This window comes from Stieleria sedimenti, assembly GCF_025060895.1.
Taxonomy (GTDB): domain Bacteria; phylum Planctomycetota; class Planctomycetia; order Pirellulales; family Pirellulaceae; genus Stieleria; species Stieleria sedimenti.
In genome coordinates this window covers 1-23,298 of sequence record NZ_JANZKV010000094.1, presented here as the reverse complement: position 1 = coordinate 23,298, position 23,298 = coordinate 1, and the positions used below count along the sequence as shown (strand labels likewise).

Annotated in this window: 18 protein-coding genes; 5 read left to right on the top strand and 13 right to left on the bottom strand. The window is 60.4% G+C overall.

The genetic code is table 11. The features are described from left to right. Positions 1–57: 57 nt before the first annotated feature. The 6 genes from NZK35_RS13505 to NZK35_RS13480 all read right to left on the bottom strand — a co-directional run bounded on the left by NZK35_RS13505 (position 58) and on the right by NZK35_RS13480 (position 8,880). Positions 58–1,509 (bottom strand): DUF1501 domain-containing protein, encoded by a 1,452-nt coding sequence (locus tag NZK35_RS13505; RefSeq protein WP_407699791.1) that lies wholly within the window; start codon positions 1,507–1,509, stop codon positions 58–60. A 53-nt stretch (positions 1,510–1,562) separates the two neighbouring features. Beyond that, positions 1,563–4,562, bottom strand: a complete 3,000-nt coding sequence (locus NZK35_RS13500; protein WP_259633063.1) for a DUF1549 domain-containing protein — start codon at positions 4,560–4,562, stop codon at positions 1,563–1,565. A gap of 228 nt (positions 4,563–4,790) precedes the next feature. Continuing rightward, on the bottom strand, positions 4,791–5,894 hold the full coding sequence (locus NZK35_RS13495; protein ID WP_259633062.1) for an NAD(P)-binding domain-containing protein: 1,104 nt from the start codon (positions 5,892–5,894) through the stop codon (positions 4,791–4,793). A 39-nt stretch (positions 5,895–5,933) separates the two neighbouring features. Further along, positions 5,934–6,695, bottom strand: coding sequence for a glucosamine-6-phosphate deaminase (gene nagB, locus NZK35_RS13490; RefSeq protein WP_259633061.1), 762 nt, complete (start codon positions 6,693–6,695; stop codon positions 5,934–5,936). Beyond that, entirely contained in the window at positions 6,692–8,077 is a 1,386-nt protein-coding gene (locus NZK35_RS13485; RefSeq protein ID WP_259633060.1) for an HD domain-containing protein, read from the bottom strand. Before NZK35_RS13485 ends, nagB begins: the two co-directional genes overlap by 4 nt. After that, positions 8,074–8,880 carry a hypothetical protein gene (locus tag NZK35_RS13480; protein WP_259633059.1) on the bottom strand — a complete coding sequence of 269 codons (807 nt, stop codon included), beginning with the start codon at positions 8,878–8,880 and terminating at the stop codon, positions 8,074–8,076. Before NZK35_RS13480 ends, NZK35_RS13485 begins: the two co-directional genes overlap by 4 nt. Before the next feature lie 272 nt (positions 8,881–9,152). On the opposite strand from NZK35_RS13480, the gene NZK35_RS13475 reads away from it, so the two are divergent. Then, positions 9,153–9,659, top strand: coding sequence for a tRNA (cytidine(34)-2'-O)-methyltransferase (locus tag NZK35_RS13475; RefSeq protein WP_259633058.1), 507 nt, complete (start codon positions 9,153–9,155; stop codon positions 9,657–9,659). A 33-nt stretch (positions 9,660–9,692) separates the two neighbouring features. On the opposite strand, the gene NZK35_RS13470 is transcribed toward NZK35_RS13475, so the two are convergent. Next, entirely contained in the window at positions 9,693–10,829 is a 1,137-nt protein-coding gene (locus tag NZK35_RS13470; protein WP_259633057.1) for a tetratricopeptide repeat protein, read from the bottom strand. A gap of 384 nt (positions 10,830–11,213) precedes the next feature. On the opposite strand from NZK35_RS13470, the gene NZK35_RS13465 reads away from it, so the two are divergent. Beyond that, entirely contained in the window at positions 11,214–12,674 is a 1,461-nt protein-coding gene (locus NZK35_RS13465) for an Hpt domain-containing protein (RefSeq protein ID WP_259633056.1), read from the top strand. A gap of 12 nt (positions 12,675–12,686) precedes the next feature. On the opposite strand, the gene NZK35_RS13460 is transcribed toward NZK35_RS13465, so the two are convergent. The 4 genes from NZK35_RS13460 to NZK35_RS13445 form a co-directional block, all read right to left on the bottom strand. Next, positions 12,687–14,174 carry a sigma-54-dependent transcriptional regulator gene (locus tag NZK35_RS13460; protein ID WP_259633055.1) on the bottom strand — a complete coding sequence of 496 codons (1,488 nt, stop codon included), beginning with the start codon at positions 14,172–14,174 and terminating at the stop codon, positions 12,687–12,689. Continuing rightward, positions 14,161–15,678, bottom strand: a complete 1,518-nt coding sequence (locus NZK35_RS34690; RefSeq protein WP_259633054.1) for a sensor histidine kinase — start codon at positions 15,676–15,678, stop codon at positions 14,161–14,163. The genes NZK35_RS13460 and NZK35_RS34690 overlap by 14 nt, the downstream gene beginning before the upstream one ends. Before the next feature lie 83 nt (positions 15,679–15,761). Next, complete coding sequence (locus NZK35_RS13450; RefSeq protein ID WP_259633053.1) at positions 15,762–18,521, bottom strand: serine/threonine-protein kinase; 2,760 nt, start codon at positions 18,519–18,521, stop codon at positions 15,762–15,764. Continuing rightward, positions 18,511–19,143 carry a sigma-70 family RNA polymerase sigma factor gene (locus NZK35_RS13445; protein WP_095736917.1) on the bottom strand — a complete coding sequence of 211 codons (633 nt, stop codon included), beginning with the start codon at positions 19,141–19,143 and terminating at the stop codon, positions 18,511–18,513. Before NZK35_RS13445 ends, NZK35_RS13450 begins: the two co-directional genes overlap by 11 nt. 277 nt (positions 19,144–19,420) lie before the next feature. On the opposite strand from NZK35_RS13445, the gene NZK35_RS13440 reads away from it, so the two are divergent. Then, the gene (locus NZK35_RS13440) at positions 19,421–19,591 is read left to right on the top strand and encodes a hypothetical protein (protein WP_259633052.1); all 171 of its coding nucleotides are present in this window, start codon (positions 19,421–19,423) and stop codon (positions 19,589–19,591) included. A gap of 96 nt (positions 19,592–19,687) precedes the next feature. Further along, entirely contained in the window at positions 19,688–20,968 is a 1,281-nt protein-coding gene (locus NZK35_RS13435) for a DUF1559 domain-containing protein (protein ID WP_259633051.1), read from the top strand. On the opposite strand, the gene NZK35_RS13430 is transcribed toward NZK35_RS13435, so the two are convergent. After that, positions 20,969–21,091 carry a hypothetical protein gene (locus tag NZK35_RS13430; protein WP_259633050.1) on the bottom strand — a complete coding sequence of 41 codons (123 nt, stop codon included), beginning with the start codon at positions 21,089–21,091 and terminating at the stop codon, positions 20,969–20,971. It lies immediately after the preceding gene. A gap of 168 nt (positions 21,092–21,259) precedes the next feature. On the opposite strand from NZK35_RS13430, the gene NZK35_RS13425 reads away from it, so the two are divergent. Then, entirely contained in the window at positions 21,260–21,535 is a 276-nt protein-coding gene (locus NZK35_RS13425; RefSeq protein WP_259633049.1) for a hypothetical protein, read from the top strand. Between the two features lie 130 nt (positions 21,536–21,665). On the opposite strand, the gene NZK35_RS13420 is transcribed toward NZK35_RS13425, so the two are convergent. Beyond that, on the bottom strand, positions 21,666–23,147 hold the full coding sequence (locus NZK35_RS13420; RefSeq protein WP_259633048.1) for a sulfatase-like hydrolase/transferase: 1,482 nt from the start codon (positions 23,145–23,147) through the stop codon (positions 21,666–21,668). Between the last annotated feature and the right edge of the window lie 151 nt (positions 23,148–23,298).

Here is a 23,298-nt window from a genome sequence, read left to right as displayed (position 1 = left end):
CGGTATTGGCCTAAAGGCTGCACACCAACGATTGCTGTCCTTCCTTCGGGCTTGACCTCAACCGCCGACCACACCACGCAGCACGTGCCCGTGGACATCGGTCAGACGTCGATCGATTCCGTTGTGCCGGACCGTCAGTTGTTTGTGATCGATGCCCAACAGGTGCAGCATCGTTGCATTGATGTCGTAAACCGTCGTCGCGTTCTCTCGGTCTCGGGGGCGAAAGCCCCACTGGTCACTTTCCCCAAACGTCCCCGGCACGACGCCACCGCCGCACATCCAATTGGTGAACACGAAGGGGTTGTGGTCCCGGCCTTCGCTGCCTTGAGAACACGGCATCCGCCCGAACTCGGTGGTCCACAAGATCAACGTGTCGTCCAACATTCCCCGCTGGGCCAGGTCTTTGATCAACGCCGCTGCTCCCCGCGACATCCCCAGTGCCAACGGGCCATGATCGCGCGACACGTTCTCATGGCTGTCCCAGTTTCGGCGTGGAAACCCGTTGTCGTTGCCGCTCCAAATCTGCACGAATCGCACCCCGCGTTCGAGCAAACGACGCGCGACGAGACACTTGCGGCCAAAGAACTCGGTTTCGGCTTTCGGGTTGATCTCCGTGTCATCGACATGCGAACCTTCATCAACGATTCCGTACAGATCGCGGATGTATTGCGGCTCGGAGGCCAGGTCGAGTGCGTCGGTGGCCGAGAGCTGCATCGCAGCGGCCAATTCGTAGGAACGGACGCGGGCGTCCAGTCGGTCGTCAGTCGGTCGGCGTGCCGCATAGGCGGCGTTGAGTTGTTTCAGTGCCCGCAACCCCGCCCGGTCGCTCTCCGGTGTAATAAAGTCACTGTCCGGCGGGAACAAATCCGTAATCGGTGTCTTGCCGCTGGGCCGCAGCACCGTGCCTTGATGGCTTGCTGACAGAAAGGCGTTGCCCCAGTTTTTGGCGCCGTTGGACGCGAACCCGCGATGATCGGGCAACACGACGAAGGTCGGCAAGTTTTCGTTTTCGCTGCCCAAGCCATACGACACCCACGAGCCCGCGCTGGGGAATCCCGGCAAGTTAAATCCCGTGGTCTGCAGCAGCGTGCCCTGGCTGTGCACGCCGGTTTTTCCAATCAGATTGTGAATGAACGCGATCTTGTCGACAACGTCACCGAGGGGCGCGACGATTTCGCTGAGCTGCTTGCCGCTTTGGCCGTAGGGTTTGAATTTCCAAGGACTGGCAAAGCAATCACCGGGCTGGCTTTGAAACAGCTCGACGGTTTCACCGGGATCCCACGGCTCGCCGTTGCGTTTTTCCAAAACCGGTTTGTAGTCAAACGTGTCCACGTGGCTGGCCGCACCCGCCATGAACAACTGCACGACTCGTTTGGCCTTGGGCGGATGATGCAGGACCACATCGGCCGTCGCGTCCTCGCGATGCAGCATGTCCGCCAGCGCGATCCCGGCGAACCCGCTCAGCCCCTGACGGAGTATCGATCGTCGATGGATCGTCTGGAATTTCATGGCGACATAGAATTTGTTGTAGGCAGCGAGCAGGAGTGACGGAAAGATTAAAATCAATCGAGGTACATCATCGCACTTGCATTCAGGACGACTCGGCAAAGCGTTTCCAGACCGTGCTCGGTCAACAGTTCGGTTAACGGACCCCGTTCAGTCTCATTCGCGTCCCTGGCCCAAGCGAGCCGACAGGCGAGCCGGATCGCTTCATCGTCCGTCGTCGTTTCGGCCGACAACCGATCGGCAAAACGCTTCGCCATCACTTCGACCAGCCGATTGTTCCATTGGGCGAGTGCCTGGAGCGCGGTGGTCGATTCATCGCGGCGAGCGATGCTGATCGATGGATCGGCGCAATCGAGGGTTGTCAACATCGGCTGCGGTTGGGATCGCACCACGAACCGATAGATCGTGCGACGATGGGATGCGGGGTCGTTCGGATCGTGGAGATCGTATTGATAGTGGGGCGAGTGCTGTGGTCGCTCAATCACAAAATCTTGAAAGCTTGGCCCACCCCGATCTCTCTTGCGAAGCGTGCCGCTGACGGCCAGCACGGAATCGCGAAACTCTTCGGCCGTCAGACGGCGCCGATTGAACCGCCACAACCCATCGTTGCTCGCATCGATCGTCAAATTTGTTCGCGTGATGTCCTTCCACGCGTCGGCAAAGGAGGCGCGACGGTAGGCGTTTGTGCAGACCAACTCGCGAACGATTGACTTGATCGATTGGTCGGGGTCATCACGCAGGCGAACTGCCAACAGATCCAATAGTTCCGGGTGCGTCGGCAACATTCCCATCCGGCCGAAATCATTCGGTGTGCCGACCAGCGGTTTGCCAAACGTCCATTGCCAAATCCGATTCGCGATCGAACGCCAGACCAAGGGATTGTCACGCCGTGTGACATAGCGTGCCAGCGCGACCCGTGCCTCCGCTTCATCGTAGTCCTCGTGATCGACAAACCTTGACGGACCACCGGGCCATAATTCCGGAGCCCCCGGAAGCATTCGAGCTCCGGGTGCCCGTAAGTCACCCCGATTGAGAAAGTGGATCGCCCGCACTGATCCCTTGGTCGGCAGAAATTTGCCCTGTTTCGGAAACTCCGTCGCCACGGCGTATACAAACTGCCCCGCGGGAATCGCTTTCAGTTCCTGTTCGATCTCCGCCAGGCGTTTGGTCCATTGCTCGATTTGGCGTTGGTATTCGGGTGTGGTTGCCGCGGCAACGATCGCGCGACGTTGCTCGCGCAGTTGTTTCCACTGCTTGGCCTCGGCTTCATCGAGTGAAAGCCGATGGTACCGTTGATCGACCAGAAACCGGGGTGACCATCGCGCGTTGGACGGAATCGAGTCCGACGCGTTGACCTCGGCTCCGACCGCGACGTCGGTGCCGTCGACGGGTGAAAGCACGCGCAATTCGCCCAACGCCAAAATAAAATCGTTGCGTCGCTCGGCAAGTTTGGTCGCCGTGACACGGACGATTCGCACCGTCTGGCCCCCGACGTCGATGTTGACCGGAGTCGCTTCCGGATTCGTAAAGTCATCGGCAGTCTGGTCTAAGATCGTGACAGCGTTTTGATCGGTCAGCGTCCCTTCCGTGGTCACGTCGACTTTGAATCGAACCGGAAACCCGAATCCGGCGCCGATGTTGTTGAAGTCATCGTAGCAAGCGACTAACTCGATTCGATCGATCGGCTGGGGCGTCCCCAAATCCACTTCGACCCATTTGACGACGTCGGCGCGTGCGGCGATTTGGCTGTGAAACCCGTGTTGCGGCGGAGGCGTGAATTGACTCGCCTGTTGCGTCAACGCATCCAGTCGTGGGTCGATTGCGGCGGCTTGTTTTACCACCTTCTGCTCGAACGCTTTTTTCGCCTCGTCACGCTGGCGAGTGATGGCGTCGCGTTCTTGTTGCAACGCGTGTTTTTGTCGCTGTTGCTCGGCCGACAGCCCCGCATAGACTCGATTCGCGCGGTCGACCCCGGCGAATACGGCATGGACACGGTAGTAGTCTTCGCTTTCGATCGGATCAAACTTGTGATTGTGGCATTGCGCGCACTGGATCGTCGTGCTCTGAAACACGTTGAACACGGCCGCGGCCATCTCGTCACGATCAAGATGTTTGGCAAGTCGGCCATCCAACTTGCCTTCGCCGACTTCCACGTGGGCAATCAAATCCCAGGGACCTGCCGATAAAAAACCGGTGGCCACAATCCCTTCGGAAGTGTCGTCGGCCAACACGTCGCCGGCGATCTGCTCTTGAGCAAACTGTCCAAACGGCTTGTCCGAATTAAAACTGTTGATGACGTAATCACGGTAGGGCCAAGCGTTGTTTCGCGGTTGGTCTTTGTCATAGCCGTGTGTTTCGGCGTAGCGTGCGATGTCCAGCCAATGCTGCCCCCACTTCTCCCCAAACTCGGGCGCCGCGAGTAAGCGGTCGACGAGATCTTGCCAGGCTTTCGCCGGATCGATGCGAGACTGCGCGACAAATGCATCGACCTGTTGGGGCGTCGGAGGCACCCCGCTTAGATCATAGACGACACGCCGGATCAGGGTAACCGGATCAGCCGGTGGCAGCGGAGTCAGCCCTTGTTGGTCCAGCTTCGCGTCGAGCCGATCATCGATGATCGTGCGCAGCTCTCCTTCGGCATCGGAACCAATCGGCTCGAGCGACCACCAGTGTCGGTCTGCGATTTTCGGAGGCTGGATCTGAAAGCCTGGAGGCAATACCGCCCCGGCATCGATCCAGCGTCGAATCGCAGTGATCTCTTCGGCCGACAGTGGATCGGAATCCTTCGGCATCTCCGCCCGCCCGTTGCTCGGCGAGATCAACTCGACGATGTGGCTGGATCCCGCGTCGGCAACCTCGATGTACCCGTCGTCGATCAACCGTTGCGGATCGACCATCGACAGTCCGCCACCGGTTTTTTGATCGTTGTGACAACTCAGACAACGACGCGCCAAAACGGGGGCGACCGAGTCGATGAACGTCTCGTCTGCTACGGCCAGTGGATCCGCGACGATCGCGAAAAGACACGCCAGCAGAGGCATCAATGTGGGGCGCATGGCATCAAGGTGGGCGGGAAGCAATCGGATCGCGGTGCCCCATTGTAGCAGCAACCGTCGGGCGTGCTGTGATGACTCGTTCCATGGCTCCGCCGTGGAACGCAAGTGGAAGTGGGGTAAGCATCCTGCTTGCCACCCACGCCGGCTCCGCCGGCGAACGTGTGAGGCGGAGCCTCCTCAAACACAGCCCATCGGCATGCACAGCATGCCCTACACAGGTGCTAACTGCTAACTCTCCGGTTGCGTCATGATTTGATCGCGGTACTGCAGCGGCGCGGAATCGATGTGTTGGCCCGACAGGTGGGCGACGATCTTGTCGACGTGGTCGTGGCAGTTTTCTAAGAACGTCTTGTACTTGCTGCTCTGTGTGCCGGCGGTTGCGGTTCCCGCGATGTAAATGCCGGGGACGTTGGTCTGCATCGTGTTTTCATCGTAGGTCGGTCGCTGCATCGAGTCAGACAATTCAACCCCGGCCATTTGCATCAACGTCTTGTCCTGCTCGTACCCGATCAACGTCAGCACCTCGTCCGCATTGACTTCCACGATGGCATCATCATCGATCGACTGCAGGTGGACGCATTCGCTGGTGATCCGGACGGGAATGGTCCCGGTAAAATCGCCGATCCGTCCGGCCGCCAACAGTCCCTTGATCTCGGGCAGCAACCAATACTTGATGTGGTCTTGGGGCAATTCCGGACCCCGATAGCTGAGTGACACGTTGGCACCGGCATGATGCAATCGCAACGCCGCTTCGATCGCACTGTTTCGCCCGCCGATGATGAGCACGTCTCGGCCGAAATAGCGATGGGTCTCGCGGAGGTAGCCATCGACATGGGGCAGATCCTCCCCCGGAATCCCCAGCCTTTTTGGAAAGTCGGTTCCGCCGATGGCCAGGACCACCGCCTCGGCCGACCAGACACTCGGCCGTCCGCCCGGTTTGGTCGTCACGGCGAAACGACCACTGCCCTTGCCCGAGTTCTCAACCTCGCGGGTAATGTTCACCACCGGGCAATGGGTGTGAACCTGAATCTCGAACTGGGTCGCCACGCCACGCAAGTACGTCAGGTACTGCTCTCGTGTCGCCTTGGACTGGTCACTGGTCAGCAGCGGAACGCCGGCGATCGCGATCCGCTCGTTGCTGCTGAACCAGCGCGTTTGGGGAGCCCACCAGGAGATCGTGTGTCCGATCGAACCGGCATCAAACAGTTCGAACTCGATGCCGCAGCGGCGCAGCGCGACGGCGAGTTCCAATCCGATCGGCCCGGCCCCCACGATCACCACTCGGGTCGAACGGGGCTCGTCGGGGGATGCGGTCGGTTGCGGATTGGACATTTTCATTCTGGTCTGTAGTGGGACAGGCGTTCGGCGTGATCAATCCAAACGCAGTCCGCCGGCTGCGTCATGATCCAAAACGACGGTCACGTGGTCGTGGTTTCGCAGCAGCGATGCGGGGTGCGATTCGTCGATCGGCCCCTGCAACATCGCCACGACGGCATCAGCCTTTCCGGCCCCGGTGGCCAGCAACACGATCTGACGCGCATCGAGAATGGTGGCAATACCCATTGTGATCGCGTGGCAAGGCACGTCGTCGATGGAATCAAAAAAGCGGGCGTTCTTTTCGATCGTCTCCGGCGTCAGGTCGACTTGACGGGTGCGGCTGTCGCGCGGTGAGCCCGGTTCGTTGAAGGCGATGTGCCCGTTGTGTCCGAGCCCCAGCAATTGCAGATCGATTCCGCCGGCCGACTCGATCATCGATTCGTACTTTGCACAGTGTGCAGCGACGTCCGTGGCACATCCGTCGGGGACAAACGTCCGAGCGGGATCGATGTTGATGTGATCAAACAGCTGGCCGTTCATGAAGGCACGAAAGCTTTGCGGATGAACGCCGTCCAGACCGATGTATTCATCCAAGTTGAAGGACGTCACACCGCTAAAGTCGACTTCGCCGCTGCGGTTCATTTCGATCAACCGGCGATACGTCTGCACCGGGGTGCCGCCCGTGGCCAATCCGAGCACGCTGTCCGCTTTGCGACGGACCTGCGCCGCGATCAGATCGGCAACCGCGTGTGACGCCTGTTCCCCGTCGGCTTTGACGATCGTTTCGATCCCATTGATTTGCACAGCTTGAATCATACCCCTTCACTTTCAGTTTGGCTGACGCACTGAATCAGCAACTCGGACCAATGTTCTAACGTCGGATAGTGCGTACGCAACGCTTCACGCAGATCGGGCCGCACGAACACGCGGACCCGTTTGACGACATTATCAAACTGCTGGCGGGCGAGCACCGCCGCGACCGGAGAAACGTCACCCAGGGTGGCCGTCCGGCCATCGGCAAACAGCACCGCCGTGTTGATGTCGACTTCCAATTTTACCGGCGGGGCATCGATCAGCACATCCGCCGCCGCCACGGCGACCCCGGTTTGTCGACTCAGTTGTTCCGCCACACGCTCGCACAGGGCGACCAGCCACCAATGATGGCGGCGAGCCAAATGCTGATGAATCGCTTCCCCCGACAGCACACTGAACTCGGCAACCCGCTTGAACAATTGACGCCGGGCACCAAAAAGTCCCTCGATCATCGGCTCGGCCAAACTGCCCTGGCCGGTCCGACGCAACAGCGCAATCCATTCGGCGTCGGCCAGCTTGAACGTCGCGTTCAGATCCATTCGGTTGTGAAGCAAAAACACGCTCCGCTGGAGCATGGCAGTCGCCGAACGCACGGCGTGATGCCAATACACTTCGCTGAACATGATGTACCGCGCAAAGACCATCATCTCGGCAGCCGTGCGGCCCTTTTCGCCGACCGCCAATCGCCGGGTCGACGGATCGACCACCAGGGACGAAATCAGCCGGCCGGCGTCGAAGTTGCGTCCGTAGTCCACCCCGCAATGCAGACTGTCACGCTGCAAGTAATCCAGCTTGTCGATGTCGATCGGCCCGCTCAAACAACTGGCCAAGAACTGGAACCCGTCGTCGCCGTCGTCGTCGCCTTCGGATGCCGGGTCATTGCGGGGGCCGATCAACAGCCGCTGCACATCCGCCGCGTCACACTTCCAATCCTCGCCGATGCATTCGGCCAATTCGCCTTCGCGAATCAATTGTCCCACCCGATGCTCGTGTCTGGCCACCGAGTCCAACTGCATGTCTTCGATCGGATGGCAAAACGGCCAGTGGCCAAGATCATGCACCAGTGCCGCGACGAGAAACGCGTCACAGTGCCGATCGTCCAGCCAACGCGATGCCAGTCGATCGCCCCGGAATCGGGCCAGCAATCGCAACGCGTTTTGATAGACACCCAACGTGTGTTCCAAACGCGTGTGCATCGCGCCCGGATAGACCAGTGAAACCATTCCAAGTTGGCTGATCCCGGCCAACCGACGCAGCGCCGCGGTGTCCAGCATCCGCCGGACACGACGGGACAACGGGACGGAATCCGCGGGCGGGATTCGGACCAGGGACCCGGAATCGGCGCCGGCCCGATGCAAGAGATCAAGTTCGGGTAGATCGTTCACGACAGGCTTGCCAAGGGCGCGCGTGAAACGGTGGCGTCGGTGACCGTCACCGATGACGATTCAATGATGGACTGCGAAACATCGGGATCCAAATACCGATCGACTTCACCGGGCTCGCCGGCGAGCGTCACGCCGCTGGTAAACGCCAGCAAGACGATCACGATGAAATACAGCCCCGCATGAATGACGCCGTTGAAAAACTCCAATTCAAACGTCCCCGCCGACGCCAGTGCGCCCAGGGCGATCATCACGCACAGGGTGATGCCGAACACCGTCCACGACATTTCAGACGGTGCGTTCAATTCAAAGACATACGAAGGGACAAACGCATACACCACCCAGATCACCGCAAAGATCGCCGAACAGATCAGCACACGGTTTCGCAGCTCCGGACCGACGTACGGCTCGCGTTCCTGGTCATACAAGAACGTGTAGCCGGACCAGACCAATGGAGGCGCCAACAGGATCAGCCCCGCCAACTGGGCCCAAAACGGTGCCGTCCCATGTTCCCCGGTGAACCGAAACACCAACGCAAAGCCGAACACCGCGACGATCGATCCGATGGAAATCAACAGACCACTTTTGGTCACGTCGGTTTCTTTGCGTTTGATCGGCTTCAGGACGCTGACGCCCTTGCTGTCCTTCGGTGCCCCATCGGTCGGCGCATGGATGACGACTTGCTCGTCCGCCTTGGGGATTTCGATCGGCTTCTTGCAATTCGGACACGGCCCAGTTTTGCCGGCGAATTTGTCGCTCACCTGGAATCGTTTCAGACAGTGGCGACAGGTAACTTGGATCGGCATGAATGCAATTCTCTGCCAGCGGTGGCGCTGGCACGGATGAACCGAACGGAGACAGGATAAAAAAACGTGACGCCCGGCTGAAAAACGCGGGTGATCTGTCATGATGTAGGGACAGTTTGTCACGCCAACAAGGCCCTTTGCAACCCTTCCGCCCCGATCGGGCATCAAATGTCGCACCGTCGCCCCGCACCCGGACGCCGCCGGTGCCGCGTCGGTCGCCTTGTGACATGGCCCATCGTCACCCCATCTCCTTGACGGGCGCTGGAGCCCCAATGTCCGAGCAGACTCCCCCTCCCCACCCCGCCGACCCGGTCGCCCACGTCGTGCTGTATCAACCGGAGATCCCTCAAAATACCGGTAACATCGGGCGGACGTGTGTGGCCGTCGGTGCGAAGCTGTGGATCGTCCGCCCGGCCAGCTTCGACTTCAGTGACAAACGCGTCCGCCGCGCCGGGCTGGACTACTGGAAACACCTCGACCTCCAAGCGGTCGACCAATGGAGCGATCTGGTCGACGCCTTACCGCCCCGGCGGATGTTTTTCTTTTCCCGATTCGCCACGCGATCGATCTGGGACGAGCATTTTCAACACGGGGACAGCTTTGTGTTCGGTCGCGAAACGAGCGGGCTGCCGCGTGAAATCGTCGGCCCCGACCATCCCCATGCCCTGCGTGTGCCGACCACCGGCAACGTCCGCAGTCTGAATTTGGCGACCACCGTCGGGATCGTGCTGATGGAACAACAACGTCAATTGATCGCCGGATCGTCATCGGCTCGTTGATTGATTGAACCGACAGGTTGAACCGGCACGCGGTCATCGCAAGGGCGAAAAGCGACGGATCAACCCGCGAATCCAGCTCGACTTGGGACGCGGTGTCGATTCCGGACGCGTCGACGGACCGCGGCCTTCCAATTCCGCCAGTGTTCTCGGCCGCGGCAATCGCCCTTCCAGCACAGCCGTGATCTTTTCCATGACGAACTGATTCGTCGTATCGTCGGGACAAATCGTCAAGGCGTGCTCCAACGTCTTGAGGGCGATCCCCACACGACCGTCCAGCAGGTAGGCGATCGAGAGATTGCCCAACAATTCGACATCGTCGGGAGCCAATGCGACCGCTTTTTCACCCGTCTGACACGCCCGCTCGGTGTCACCGCCGGCCAACAGCACGCCGGCAAGCTCCTTGTAAATGATCGTCTGGGGCTCATCGACCGCCTCCAGAGCGCGTTCCAAGGCCTGGATCGCACGAGGGATTCGGTCCACCGCGTGCCAAGCCTTGCCGAGCAGAAACCAAACACGCCAGGCGTCATCTCGCTGGCTGACCAATCGTTGCAACCGTCCGATCGCCTCGCGGATCGCCTGTTGTACGTCTTCCGATGGAGGTGGCTGCCCCGGGTGCCGCATGTTGCCCAACACCACGTCGGCAGATTTTCGGAACAGTTCCTCCGGTGTCTCGTGCAACCGGGCGCTGTACAGCAGTTGCCCGGTTTCCTTGTCGCGGTAAACGTCGACTCGCTCTTCGCGCCGGACAAACTCGAGCCGGTTGCGAACCTCGTCAGCGGACATGTGTTGCAGCGTCGGCCCCGCATCGGGATCCCAGGTCTCCGGAGCGACCACGACACCGGATTCATTGCCGACCAGACTGGCGATTAAATTCCCCTTGTACTCAATCAACTGCAGCCAGTCGCAGGGGGGATGCATCGTTCGATTGTGTGCATCGACCAAGACCACATCCGGCGCACCTTCGTCACCGCACAGCCCCATCAAAAGCAACTTGTCCCGAAACAGTTCGGCATCGCGCGGCGACATGAAACTGGCCTGAGTCAATTCATCATCGCCGAACGACATCGCATTGGGAGCGATCGTGTGGAAATCCGACGCGCCGCCGTCGAGACAACGATCCAATGCGTCGTTGCGAATCACCACTGCCGTGCCTTCAAGTAACACCGGCATGGTTCCCCTCACGATAAAAACCGATGAATCGTCTCCTCCATGGCCAAACGTTCATGATAGCGATTCGGATACGTGGGAACAAATCCAACACCACTTCAACCTCACCATCGACACAACCGCCATCGCTGCTGCCACGCACACACGCAGAGATTTGCGCACGTCAAATAGTCAATCTGGTGGGGATTCAGCGAAGACAGGGTGATCGGCTGAAAACGAAACATCCGATGGAAACAATGACAAATCGTCCACTGCAGAGACGAATTCCGGTCAATCGAACAACGGTACACCACCGCTCTGTGGAGGGCCGACACCTACCCATTCGATCCCAATGGTAGTTTCTTCGATCGGTGAAGACGCCTCGATGAAACAGAATTTTGAATCACGATGCCGAAATTCGACGTACCGATGTCCATCCAAACCCGCCTGGCGCTGATGCTGGTCTGTCTCCTGACAGCCACGGTGCTGCTGGCTGATTGGATCGGACTGGTTCCCGACAGCCGGACGCAACTCGCCCAGGGACGTGTTTCGGTGTGTGAATCCTTGGCCGCTGCCGGCACCGCCATGGTCGCCGACGGAAATCCGAAAGGCTTCGAATCGGCCGTCGCCGCCTTGGTCGAGCGAAATCACAGCCTCCGCTCGGCCCGATTGATCGACTCCGAAGGCAACACCGCGTTTCAAACCACTGGGCACGCGCAATACTGGTCGCCGCTGCCACAACACCGTGATTCAAACTTCACTCTCCCGATCTTTCGTTTCGGAAAACCTTGGGGGAAGTTGCAACTCGCATTCACAGCCCCCGCAACCGAACTCGCCGGGTCTCGCTTCGGGATCTGGGGACTGCTCGCTTTTTTGATCCCGATCAGTCTGCTCCAGTACTCCTGGCTGCTGGAAACGATGCTACCGTCACCAGCCCCCACAGCCGATCGCGAATCGTTGCCAGCGGACTCCGACGGCGCGAACGCCCCCCAATCACCGCCAGCCGCCGCGGCGGTCGTCCCCGGACTGTCTGCCCCCAACGACGACAAGCTCAGCGACGACAAGCTCAGCGACGACACACTGAAAGACTACCGATGTGGCGACGACACCCTCAGAGATGTCGCCCCCGCGGTTCACACCCCCGAAGCGTCCCCGAGTGAATCGAGCGTCCCGAGCGGACCGCCGATCCACACCACGCTGCCGATCGATGACGAAGAAATGCGTTGCATCGTCGTCAACTTTGTCGATCGCCTCGATGCTCGGCTCAGCGGCATGCGAGACGCACTCGATCTCGCCGATTTCCAAACCCTTCGCAGCGAAGCCCATTGGCTGAAGGGTTCCGGGGGAACGGTCGGGTTCGGCGACTTCACGATTCCGGCTAAAGAACTCGAGCACGCCGCCAAGGACCAGGACAGTCGATTGGCGTTGGACCTCCTGCAACAGATCCACTCCATCCGATCACGCATCGTCGCGCCCGCCCCACCCAGCGGTCTGGAAGCCGGTGCTCAGCAGTCCGCCCCGCAGCCGTCCAGCGCCGACAACGCTCCCATCGAGTGCACGCTGCCGCTGGACGACGAAGACTACTTGGACATCGTGGTCGACTTCCTTCAACAACTCGATGTGCGGCTGATGGGCATGTTGTCAATGGTCCAAACCAAGTCCTTTGACGAACTGTATGACGAAGCCCATTGGCTCAAGGGTTCCGGCGGCACCGTTGGATTTCCCGCCTTCACCGATCCGGCACTCGCGCTGATGAACGCGTCTGAGCGTCGCGATGTCCGGCAATGCCAGGAGTCGCTGCGCGACGTTTTGGCGATTCGCCAACGCCTGGTCGTGCCGCACACGTCCGCCCCGATGTCTGCCGAATAGAACGCCGCGCGGTCACGTTCCGCCCGCTGCATCAACGTCGCCGATCCCATAGTGACGCAGTTTCTCTCGCAGGGTACCACGGTGAATGCCCAGCCGGTCGGCCGCTGCGGCACGGTTGCCCGCGGTCGACTGCAGCGTCAGACGAAGTAGCGTGGGCTCGACCGCGGCAATCAAGTCGGCGTGCAGCGTCGTCAACGAATCCCCTGCCGCGTCCCCGTCAAGGCGTTCCTTGCACCATGCCGCGACGGCAGCGGCCAACGCGGCTTCGGGCCTCGGTGGCTCGCTCGGCACGCGTCCGAGTTGTGGGTCCGGAAAATCGTCGATCGTCAGTGACCGACCGCGTGCAACGACGGCGGCGTGCTCCACCGCGTTGCTCAATTCGCGAACATTGCCATACCAGGGTCGCCGACAGAGTTCTTCGACCAATTCTTCGGACAAAAATTCCGCTGCCGCTTCGTTGCCCAATCGCGACAAAAAATAGCGAGACAACACCGCGACGTCTTCCAATCGTTCACGCAGCGGAGGCAGATGGATGTGCAGCCCGCTCAGGCGATAATAAAGGTCCTCACGAAACTGCCCCAATCGCATGGCTTCGTGAAGGTCACGATTGGTCGCGGCCAGGATCCGCACGTTGCAACGCCGCGGATGCACGTCGCCCACCCTCAGGTACTCTCCTTGATCCAACACCCGCAACAACTTGACTTGCACCCCCATCGGCAGATCACCGATTTCATCCAAGAACACCGTGCCGCCTTCGGCGCGATCAAACAGACCCGAGCGATCGGCGTCGGCGCCGGTGAAGGCGCCTTTGACGTGACCGAATAACTCACTCTCGACCAGGTCTTCGTTCAACGTCACCGGCGCGACCGGCAGATACACTTCTTTGGCACGATGGCTGTGTCGATGAATGGCGGCGCCGACCAGTTCTTTTCCGGTCCCGGTTTCTCCCGTGATCAAGACCGACAGATCACTGGCGGCCACCAACGCGATCTGCCGAAACGCCTGCTGCATCGCCGGCGAGCTGCCGACCAGCCGGTTCTCTCGCTGGTCTTTACGCACGATCGGCACCGGAGCCGAACGGGACTTGGACGTTGCGAGCGCGACCTGACAGACGCGGCGGGCATCGTCCAGCCGGAACGGTTTGACCAGGTAGTCACTTGCTCCACGCTGAACGGCCGCGACCGCGGTTTCCAGATCGCCGAACGCTGTCATCACAATCACCGGACTACCGCCGCTGGCCTCGATGAACTTGGGCAACGCAGAAATCCCATCCTCCTTCGGCAACCGCACATCCAACAGGACAAGATCCGGACGCTCGGCCGCGGCAAGCTCCAGTCCTGCTTCGGCCGAAGACGCCGTCTTGACGACGTGCCCCAGGTCGGACAGCAGACGCTCAAACGCCCAGCAAATGGAAGGTTCGTCATCGACGACCAGTACGGTTGCTCGATCCCTCGCCGAAGGCTCGCCAACGGCACGTTGCGGTTGATCACGACCACTCATTCGGTTGACTCTCTCGTGTTACGTTCACTGCCAGTTCGAACGTCGTTTTCTCTGACTCACGCAGCCACCGGATCGACCCGCCCAACGATTCGGCCGTCCGTTTGACCAGCGGCAACCCCAGCCCCAGCCCTTCGGGCTTGGACGTGACGAAGGGGTCAAACAGTGTCTGGGAAACCGATGCGTCAACGCCAGGCCCATCATCGGTGACCGAGACGACGCATCGATCCGGTTGATCCACGGCGGCGGTGACTTCGATCGTGGTCCCGGCTTGCATGGCATTGAGCACCAGATTCGACACCGCGGCAGAAAACGACGCCCCGTCCTTGACCAGCGCCGTCTGCGTCGACGCATCGATCGACCAAATCAAATCCACACGAAGATGATCGGCAATCGGTTGATGCGTCGAACGCACATCGTCCAAACACGCACTGACCCGCTGTGGCTGATCTGTCGAGTCTTGACCACGACCGAGCGCAAGCAATCGGCCGACGTACTCTTCGGCGATCTCCAATTGCCGAAGCGCCACACGGACTTCATCGTCCGGCGTTTGCTCCAGTTTCCCTTGATGCAACTCCATCGCCATCTTGGCTCCGGTCAGGGTGTTACGAAGCTGGTGAGCCATCCCGCCAGAAATCTGGTGCAAGAGTTTGGCGCCCTGTTGGCGGTTGATCTGGTCCCACAACACGTTGAGCTGATCCGCCATCGCGCTGATCGCTTTGGCCAGACGTCCGATCTCGTCGGGCTCCGCGTCGGAGAGTTGTGATTCAAATTCACCGGCGGCAATGCGATCGACCTGGGTTTCCAGTCGCTTGAGCCTGCCGATCAGACGCGAGGTCAACAAGAACATCAACACACTGACCACCGCGATCGTTGACAAGCCCGTCAACAACGGCAACACGGCCGCCCGTTTGGCAACCGCATCGACGTTTTCCTTGGCGAACAAGACAACAATGGTCGAAGCCCGGCCGCTGCCGACACCCGCCCCGCGACGATCAAACGCAAACGCAAAGAACGGGGTCGACTCGAGCACCAGGTCCACCGGAGCCTGCGCGGGGCTGCCGGCAGGACCAACGCGTGAGCCATCGCCGAGACCCACGCCTGGGAAATCCACCGCGGTCCCAGCGTCTTGTGATTCGCCCAGTCGCTGGCCCAGCGATTCGGCCAGCCGCTGGGCCGCCGCGGCGTTCGTTGCCGGCGGCAACGTCGATGACAACACCTCTCCCGCTTCGTCGACGGTGATCCATTGCGTTCCCGTCAATTGCGAAAGCGACTTGAGCACCGGCGGAGTCAGCGGAAACGTGGACGTCCCGATCGCCGATTCGATCCAAAGGTAGCGATCGGTCATTTCCTCCATCGCCCAGCGACGGCCCAACGTCCAAGACGTCCAGGCGACCCCGATCGCGGCGAGCGTGGCTGCAACCACCAGTGGCGTTAGAATTCGGGTGGTCAGTGAATGATGCGTCAGCACGTTGAATGAACGGTCGCGGGTGGAAGCGTTTGGCACGACCGCCATCATAGACACCAGGGCCGGGTGGCGGTTACCCGCCGTCCAGGCGGCACATCACGCTGCCAGTCGCTTCGGCGCCGTCAAAGCCCCCACTGCAAGTTCCACTTCTCACGAATCTGCCGAGCGTGTCCCCGTGCCGCTTCGGCCGCATCCGGCTCATGCATGGCCATCGATGCCTCGGCAACTTGGTCGTAGAGCCTGGCGAGCATGTTCCAGGCCATCCGATTGCCGGAGCGGAGTCGGGTGTAAGTTCCAAGGTCCTCGACCGCTTGCTCGGCACTCACCCTCGCCTCGTCGAATCGCTCGACACGGAACAGGGTTTGTGCGTGTTCGCGGAGTGCCATCGCGCAGAGAAAGTGATACGCGGGGACGTCGGGGAAGTTACTCGTCAGCGAGCGATAGATATCGACGGCCTCGTTCAGATACGAAATCGCGGCATCTGAGTCTGAACGATCGACCAAGTCTCCCATCGTCTTGAGCGCATCGGCCAAGGTCACCTTGTAGCGGGGAATCGCTGGATAAACGTCACTCAGGTCGCGGGCGATCTGAATCGCTCGCTGAAGTTGCGTGATCTGTTCTTGGGAATCGTCCGCCCGGCGTGAGCGTCGAATCGTCGCGGTCAACATCTCCGCCAGCTCGCACTGATAGTCGGGGACCTGTGGATGCTCCAACACCAACGCGTCCAGGATGGCGATTCCGGCAGACTTGACATGTGTTCGCTCGTTACTGTTGCGATCCGACGCAAACGGGTAATACGCCCGATAGGCGCGCGCCAGCGCTAACTGGTAGCTCAGATGATCGGGTTCGCCATCGACCAGCGTCTCCAGGATCGAGACGGCTTTACGATGGCTGCGTTTCGCGTCGTCATGGTGAAACATCAACCATTGCGATTGGCCCAGGTTGCTGAACGTCCGCGCCAGCTCGGCTTGACAGGACGATTGGTCTGGGCAGACCTGTGCGATCAAGACGTCGCGTGCCTTGAGGAACTGCTGCTCCGCTTCAACGAAACGGCTGGTCGCATGCTTGACAAGCCCTAATTGATTGAGCGCCTTGGCTTTGCTCAACACCAACGAAGTGTCATCGTCGGAATCTTGTTGCTCCAAAATCTGCAAACAGCGAACGTAGGCGCGTTCGGCTTTTCCGTACTTGCCCAACCGCTGATAGATGTCACCCGCCCGTTTGTGGACTCGGGCGGTATCGCGTTGCAGCCGAGGACTGGGAGCGTTTTCGACGGCGAATCGATCATAGAACCGAATCGCGTCCTCCATCAGCGACGCGTTGTGATCGGAAACCAACAACTGAAGCTCGCCGGGTGCGGGGTCGTCGGGGCCGGGCTCTAGATCAGTCGGACGGGCCATCCAACTGGACGTGAAACGCCCCAGGATCTGATCCATCGATTCGAGCGCGACGATCAGATTGTTTTCGGCGCGATGTCGCTCTTCCACCGCTTCACGCCACTTCGAACTGACCAGAACGAACGACGTGCCGATCACGATCGCCAACGTGCCGAGCAACGAAGCGGCCAAGGGATCGCGACGTGCCCAGCGCACCATCCGTCCGATCCCTCCGATCCGCCTGGCACGGACCGGGCGTCCCTTGATGAAACGCGTCAAATCGTCGGCCAGTTCACGTCCATTCGCATAGCGTTGCTCCGGCCGCAACGCCATCGCTTTGAGCACGATCGCTTCCAGATCCCTGGGAATGCGTGGCCGCACGTCACGCGGCTTGTGAAACTCCCCACGCAGAATCCGATCCACCACCGCGGCCTTGCTGCCGGCGACGAAGGCCGGTTGCAAGGTGATCAGTTCGTAAAGCGTCACCCCCAGGCTATAAAGATCGCTACGCGTGTCGTGTTTGCCACCGAGTTGCTCGGGCGCCATGAACCGCAGCGTGCCGGCGATGTCGTTGCGGTCCGCCGACGGGTCTTGCTGCAGTGCCGTCGCGAGCCCGAAATCGGTCACCCAAACCGTTCCGTTGGGGTCGATCATCAAATTGCTCGGCTTGATGTCTCGATGCAGCACGCCTTGGCTGTGTGCGTAGTGAATCGCGTCGGCGACCTGCACCCCGATATTCGCCGCGCGCCAAAAACTGGTCGTGACCTCCAACCCCAAACTCGGGTCCACCACCTTCGACTCCGACTCCGTGGCGGCATCACGCAGATTGCCCTCGCCGTCGCCGAACCAGCGGGCCCGCCGGATCGAACGCCCACTGCCGGAGTCCGCCGTGCTGCCGGACCCGAGACGCCAGGCATGCGTGTCATCGGCCGAGACGTCACGCTGCGGCTGACTCTTGGCCTGCTCGATGATTTCGTCCAATCCGATCCCATCGATTCGCTGCATCACAAAGTAATGGAGTCCGGCATGATGGCCGACGCCAAACACGGGTACGATGTTGTTGTGGTGCAACCGCGCCGCCGTCTTGGATTCTCGCGAGAATCGCTCCAGCTTGCGGGCCTCCCGAAGCGTTTGGCGGGGAAACACCTTGACCGCCACGCGCCGCTGAAGGCTCTGTTGCTCGGCTTCATAGACCACGCCCATCGCACCGCGACCGATCTCGCAAATGATGTGATAATCGCCGAGCTCCTTCGGTGTATCGATTTCAATGTCGTAGGGATCGGCCGTCGCCGACAACGTGTTCTCTTTGAACTTTTCCAGCGCGATCATGACCGGAAACTGCAAACGGATCTGATCAGCCAATTCCGGATGGGCCCGCGCGTACTCGTCCGTCGTCACCTGTTCCCCGCGTCGTCGGCGTTCCAACAATTCTTCGCCGAGTGCCTCGACCGGGTCACGAAACTCCGCCTCTTCATCGTCGCGGACGTGCGTTGTGTCATGATTCATCGAGGAACCCGGGGATTTCTTGAAGCACTTCTCGGAGCCGGGAGAGCGCCCGCATGTAACGGTTGCTGGCGGCCGCGTCCTTGAGCCCCAGCACTTCGGCCACTTCGCTATTGCGAAGCTCTTCGAAGTGCCGCAGGGCAATCACCTCGCGGTCGATCTCGTCCATCCCTTCCAACGCCATTTCGATCTGCAGGACCAATTCGGCATGCATCGCCAACTGACTCGGCGAGGCCAAGGCGGATGCCAGTTGCAACGCCATCGACGCCGACGTCGCCGCCAACAACTGCCGGTTGATCCCGACCTCTTGCTTGATATCTCGCATCTCCGCCTTCAAATGACGGCGATGGACGTCGATCAGCCGCTGGGTCGTCAATTGGCGGAGCCAGACATAAAATGACAACTGGGGACGCTGCAGATAATGCCGCATCCGTTGATGGGCATCGATATAAACCTCTTGCAAGATGTCCGACGCATCTTCGCGACCTCGCAACCTGCGGTCCATTCTAAATTCAAGCATCCGTTTTAAACGCTCTCGGTGAATCGAAAAGAGCTCCACAAAGGCGTGCTCTTCGCCGGACCGCAAACGCTCGACGAGTTCTTCGTTGAAGCCGCTGCCCGGCATCTCGGTCCCCTTGAAACGGATTGAAATCGAATCTTACACCACGCCACAGCCGATCCTCGCGGATGCCTCAGCCGTCACCAGGGTCTCGCAGCACACGCTCGCAGCCACCCCTGAGAACTTTCCGGAACAATCCGAGCGGATTTCTGGTCGGTTTGGGTGTAACGACAGGCGATCGTTGCGTTTCAAATCGAACCGAAAATCGAATGCGGTGCGTTTGCCGGACAAGGTCGTCCGCCGACTTTCACGCCCCCACCCTTATTGTAACCCTGGAACACTGATGATGGCACGTTTCGCGCGTCTGGCACTCTGGACGGTCCTTCTTTTCCCCGTCTTGGTCGGATGCCAACGACATACCGGACTGAGCGGAAACAGCGGTGAGATCGCTGACTTTCTCGCCGAGAACCCCGGCTCGGATCTCGGCACCGAGGTCGAAGGCGGCGATCGCTAGCACGCTCCATCCGACCGGCCGCACACCACGCGCGGCGAGATTCGCCACCCAACCTTTCCCCAACACTCACCCATTTCAAACCTCAGGAAAACTTGCATGAAACACTCCTCGAGACGCGCCTTCACGCTCGTCGAACTGCTCGTCGTGATTGCCATCATCGGCATCCTCGTCGGACTCCTCCTACCCGCCGTTCAAGCGGCCCGCGAAGCCGCTCGGCGAATGAGCTGCAGCAATAACTTCAAACAGATCGGCTTGGCCGTCCACAATTACCACTCCGCCTACAAGCAGTTGCCGACCCACGGAACCGGGACTTACCACCGCCGAGACGCGGGCAACAACGATCCCGTCACCGGAAACAACGGGATGAACCTGAGCTTTCTCGTCGGCATCACTCCGTTCATCGAACAACAAGCCGCTTGGGATCAGATTTCCCACCCGTTCCTGCCGAAAGAGGGCACGGCCATCAACGGCGTCAGTGCCTTTCCGCCCATGGGCCCCAACCCCCACAAAGGACTCGCCAGCCACGCGCTGCACCAATACGACCCATGGCTGTTGGAGATCCCCGGGTTCCGTTGCCCCAGTGACCCCGGCGTCGGGCTGCCCGCCCACGGACGCACCAACTACGCGGCCAACCTCGGTGACGCGATGCACCACACCTGGGTCGGTGATCGCTACTGGTCCGCCACGGTCAACGGCAGCCCGGGCTGGTGGAACGTCACGTCGCCAAACACCGGTTTGGCCCAACGCAAACAAGAATCAAGCCGTGGCATGTTTGTGGCCCGTAACCAATCCCGTTTCCGCGACGTGCTCGATGGACTGTCCAACACCGTCCTGGCCGGCGAGATCCCCACCGATCTAGGGGATTCCGATGTCCGCACCCGCGCCTACATCAACGCGGGACGCAACGGCGGCGTCTATGACGATCCCGCCATCGCTGAAACCAACGGCTGGAAAAACCCCGACCGTCCCACCACCTGGGATCCCACCCTGACCAGCCTGCAAGGCAACGGCGAAGGCATGCGTGGCTTTCGCTGGGCTGCCCACGCCGGCGTCTATTCGTCAATCTGCACGATCTTGCCGCCCAACCGCGAACTGGTCATGAGCAACGGCATCACCTCCGGCGGAACCCTGGCCCCGGGAAGCCGACACCAAGGAGGTGCCCATATCTTGATGGGAGACGGATCGGTGATCTTCATCACCGATTCGATCGAAGCCGGCGACAGCCACTCGCCGACCGTCTACACCAACGTCGGTGGGACCAGCAGCGCCGCCATCAACGCCAAAGTCGTCCCCGGTTGCTCAAGTCCGTTCGGCCTCTGGGGGGCCCTCGGTACGCGAGACGCCAAAGAAGTGATCCAGGAACAGCTGAATCAGTAATCAGTTGATTCGGTCATCATCGGATTCGGTCATCATCATGCCCTTCGTTCCATCCCGATTGGATCGAAGCGATGCGACGAACCCGTCTCGGTCGCCGGTGAGTATTCGCCACGACCGAGACATTCGTCATCCTCCCACCAGGATTTCCGCCTCTGTCGCTAGTCGGGGTTTCTCCCCACCTTGCGGAATCGACCGAATTGGTAGACGCTTAGATCCTGCGAGTCTGTGAAGAACTCGTGAAAATCAATGTTCGCTCGGTGCCAAGTTGTCTCCGATCCTGACGAACACTGAATGTTCAAACCACCAAAAATCCCACAGGGTGCCCAGATGCTACGCAAGTTCACCGCCGCCGCTTTCGCTTGTGCTTTGACCGTTTCCATGATCGGTTGCGAAAAACCCGCCGACTCCACCGACACCTCGGCCGAAGAAGCTGTCGAAGTCGTCGTGGAGGAGACCGAAGAAGCGGCTGTCGAAACCGAAGAAGCTGCAGAAGCCGCCGAAGAATCGGTTGAAGAGGCGGTCGAAGAAGCCGCCGAAGCAGTGGAAGAAGAAGCCGCTGCCGAGTGATCGCGTCCGTTCTCGGACGACAACGTTCCGCGGTGCTTTAGGCTCTCGCCGAGCACCCGCGGACGCCCCACCTCTCGCATCCCAGATCGGATCGCAATCGAGCAGCCGGCGGTCGAGCGATCATCGCATCTCAGCGAAACGGCTCCTCCCGCGGCGGCCAGGCGTCGTAGTGCTCCGCCGTGTTGCCGGACCAGTACGGCGAAGACCCCCACAGCGGAACGGTCGGCAGCGCCGCCTCCCATTTCCCCAGCAGCCCAAACAGCTGCATCAGTCGCTCGGTCTCTCGATGCGACAAATCGTCCGATTCCCCGACATCGCTCGCCACACGAAACAGTTCCGCGGGGCGATGCGAAGGGCGGACGAGCTTTTCCGCACCATCCAGCACGGCCGCCTGGCCCTGCAACCGCCAGTACAATCGTCGCGGCGGCCCGGCACCACCGATCAACTGCGGTAAAACATCGATCCCGTCGTGCGCCCCCGCCAAGTCGATCATGCGTTTTCGATTTCGCGCGTCTTCATGCGACATCGGTTTGGCCAGCGGTAACACGACCGCCCCCGCAGCAGCCATGAACGTGGGCAACAGATCCAACGCACTGACCACCGCATCACAACGCTGCCCGGCCGCGATCTTGGCCGGCCAACTCCAAATCATCGGCACGCGGATGCCGCCCTCACGAAGACAGCCTTTGACACCCCGCAGCGGACCGTTCCAGCTGCCGTTGTTGGTCGCACCGCCGTTGTCGGAAAAGAACACCAACAGCGTATTGTCCCACTGATCGGTCCGCTCCAGATGCTCACGAATCCGGCCGACACCGCGATCGAGTGCAAACATCATCGCGGCGTAGGTTTGCCGCTTCTTGTCCGGCAGATGCTTGAAACGCTCCAGATCCTCCGGGGTCGCCTGCATCGGGGTGTGAGGCGCGTTGTACGAAAAAAACACGAACCACGGTTTTGCCGGCTCACTGCGGTCTTGCTGCTGGATAAACCGCAGTCCCTCGTCGGTGAAAAAATCTGTCAGGTAGTCGCTTGAAAACGAATCGACCCGAGTGCCGTTGCGCTCGATGACATGCTTCATCGTCCCTGGGAAATAATGGTGGCTTCCCGTCAGCATGCCACAGAAGTGATCGAAGCCTCGCACGTTGGGATGGAATACACCGCCCATACCGAGATGCCACTTCCCGATCAACGCGGTCGCATAGCCGGCGGCACGCAAGTGATCCCCCAGCGTTTTCTCGCTCGGCGGCAGTCCCAACAATTCCGGCCGAGTCGCGTAGTTGGCCGCCGCCGCGTTCAAGTTGCCTTCATAGCCGAACCGCCGCGGGTCACGACCGGTCATCAGCCCCGCACGCGACGGCGAACACACCGCACTGGCGACGTACGCCTGAGTGCACAGCACCCCCGAATCCGCCAGTCGATCCAAGTTCGGCGTGCGCAGCGTCTCGCTGCCCATGCACCCCATGTCTCCGTAACCCATGTCGTCGGCAAGAATCACGACGATGTTCGGCCGCGCCGATTCCTCCGCTACCAGCCGAACCGCGGAATCCCACGCCCCGCTCAAGACAATCGCGAAAACCAAGCAGGGCGCAAACCTCTCAAAACGGCAACAGCTCATCGGACACTCGAAAACACGGATCGCGGAAACAACGGTGACGAAACCAACAGCCTAACCGAAGCAGGCTCACGCCGCCGGCAGACACTGTCTCTGCCCTGCGGGCATCCACGGTATCCCGACGTGATCACAGACAGTAGCCGGAGGTCAGCGC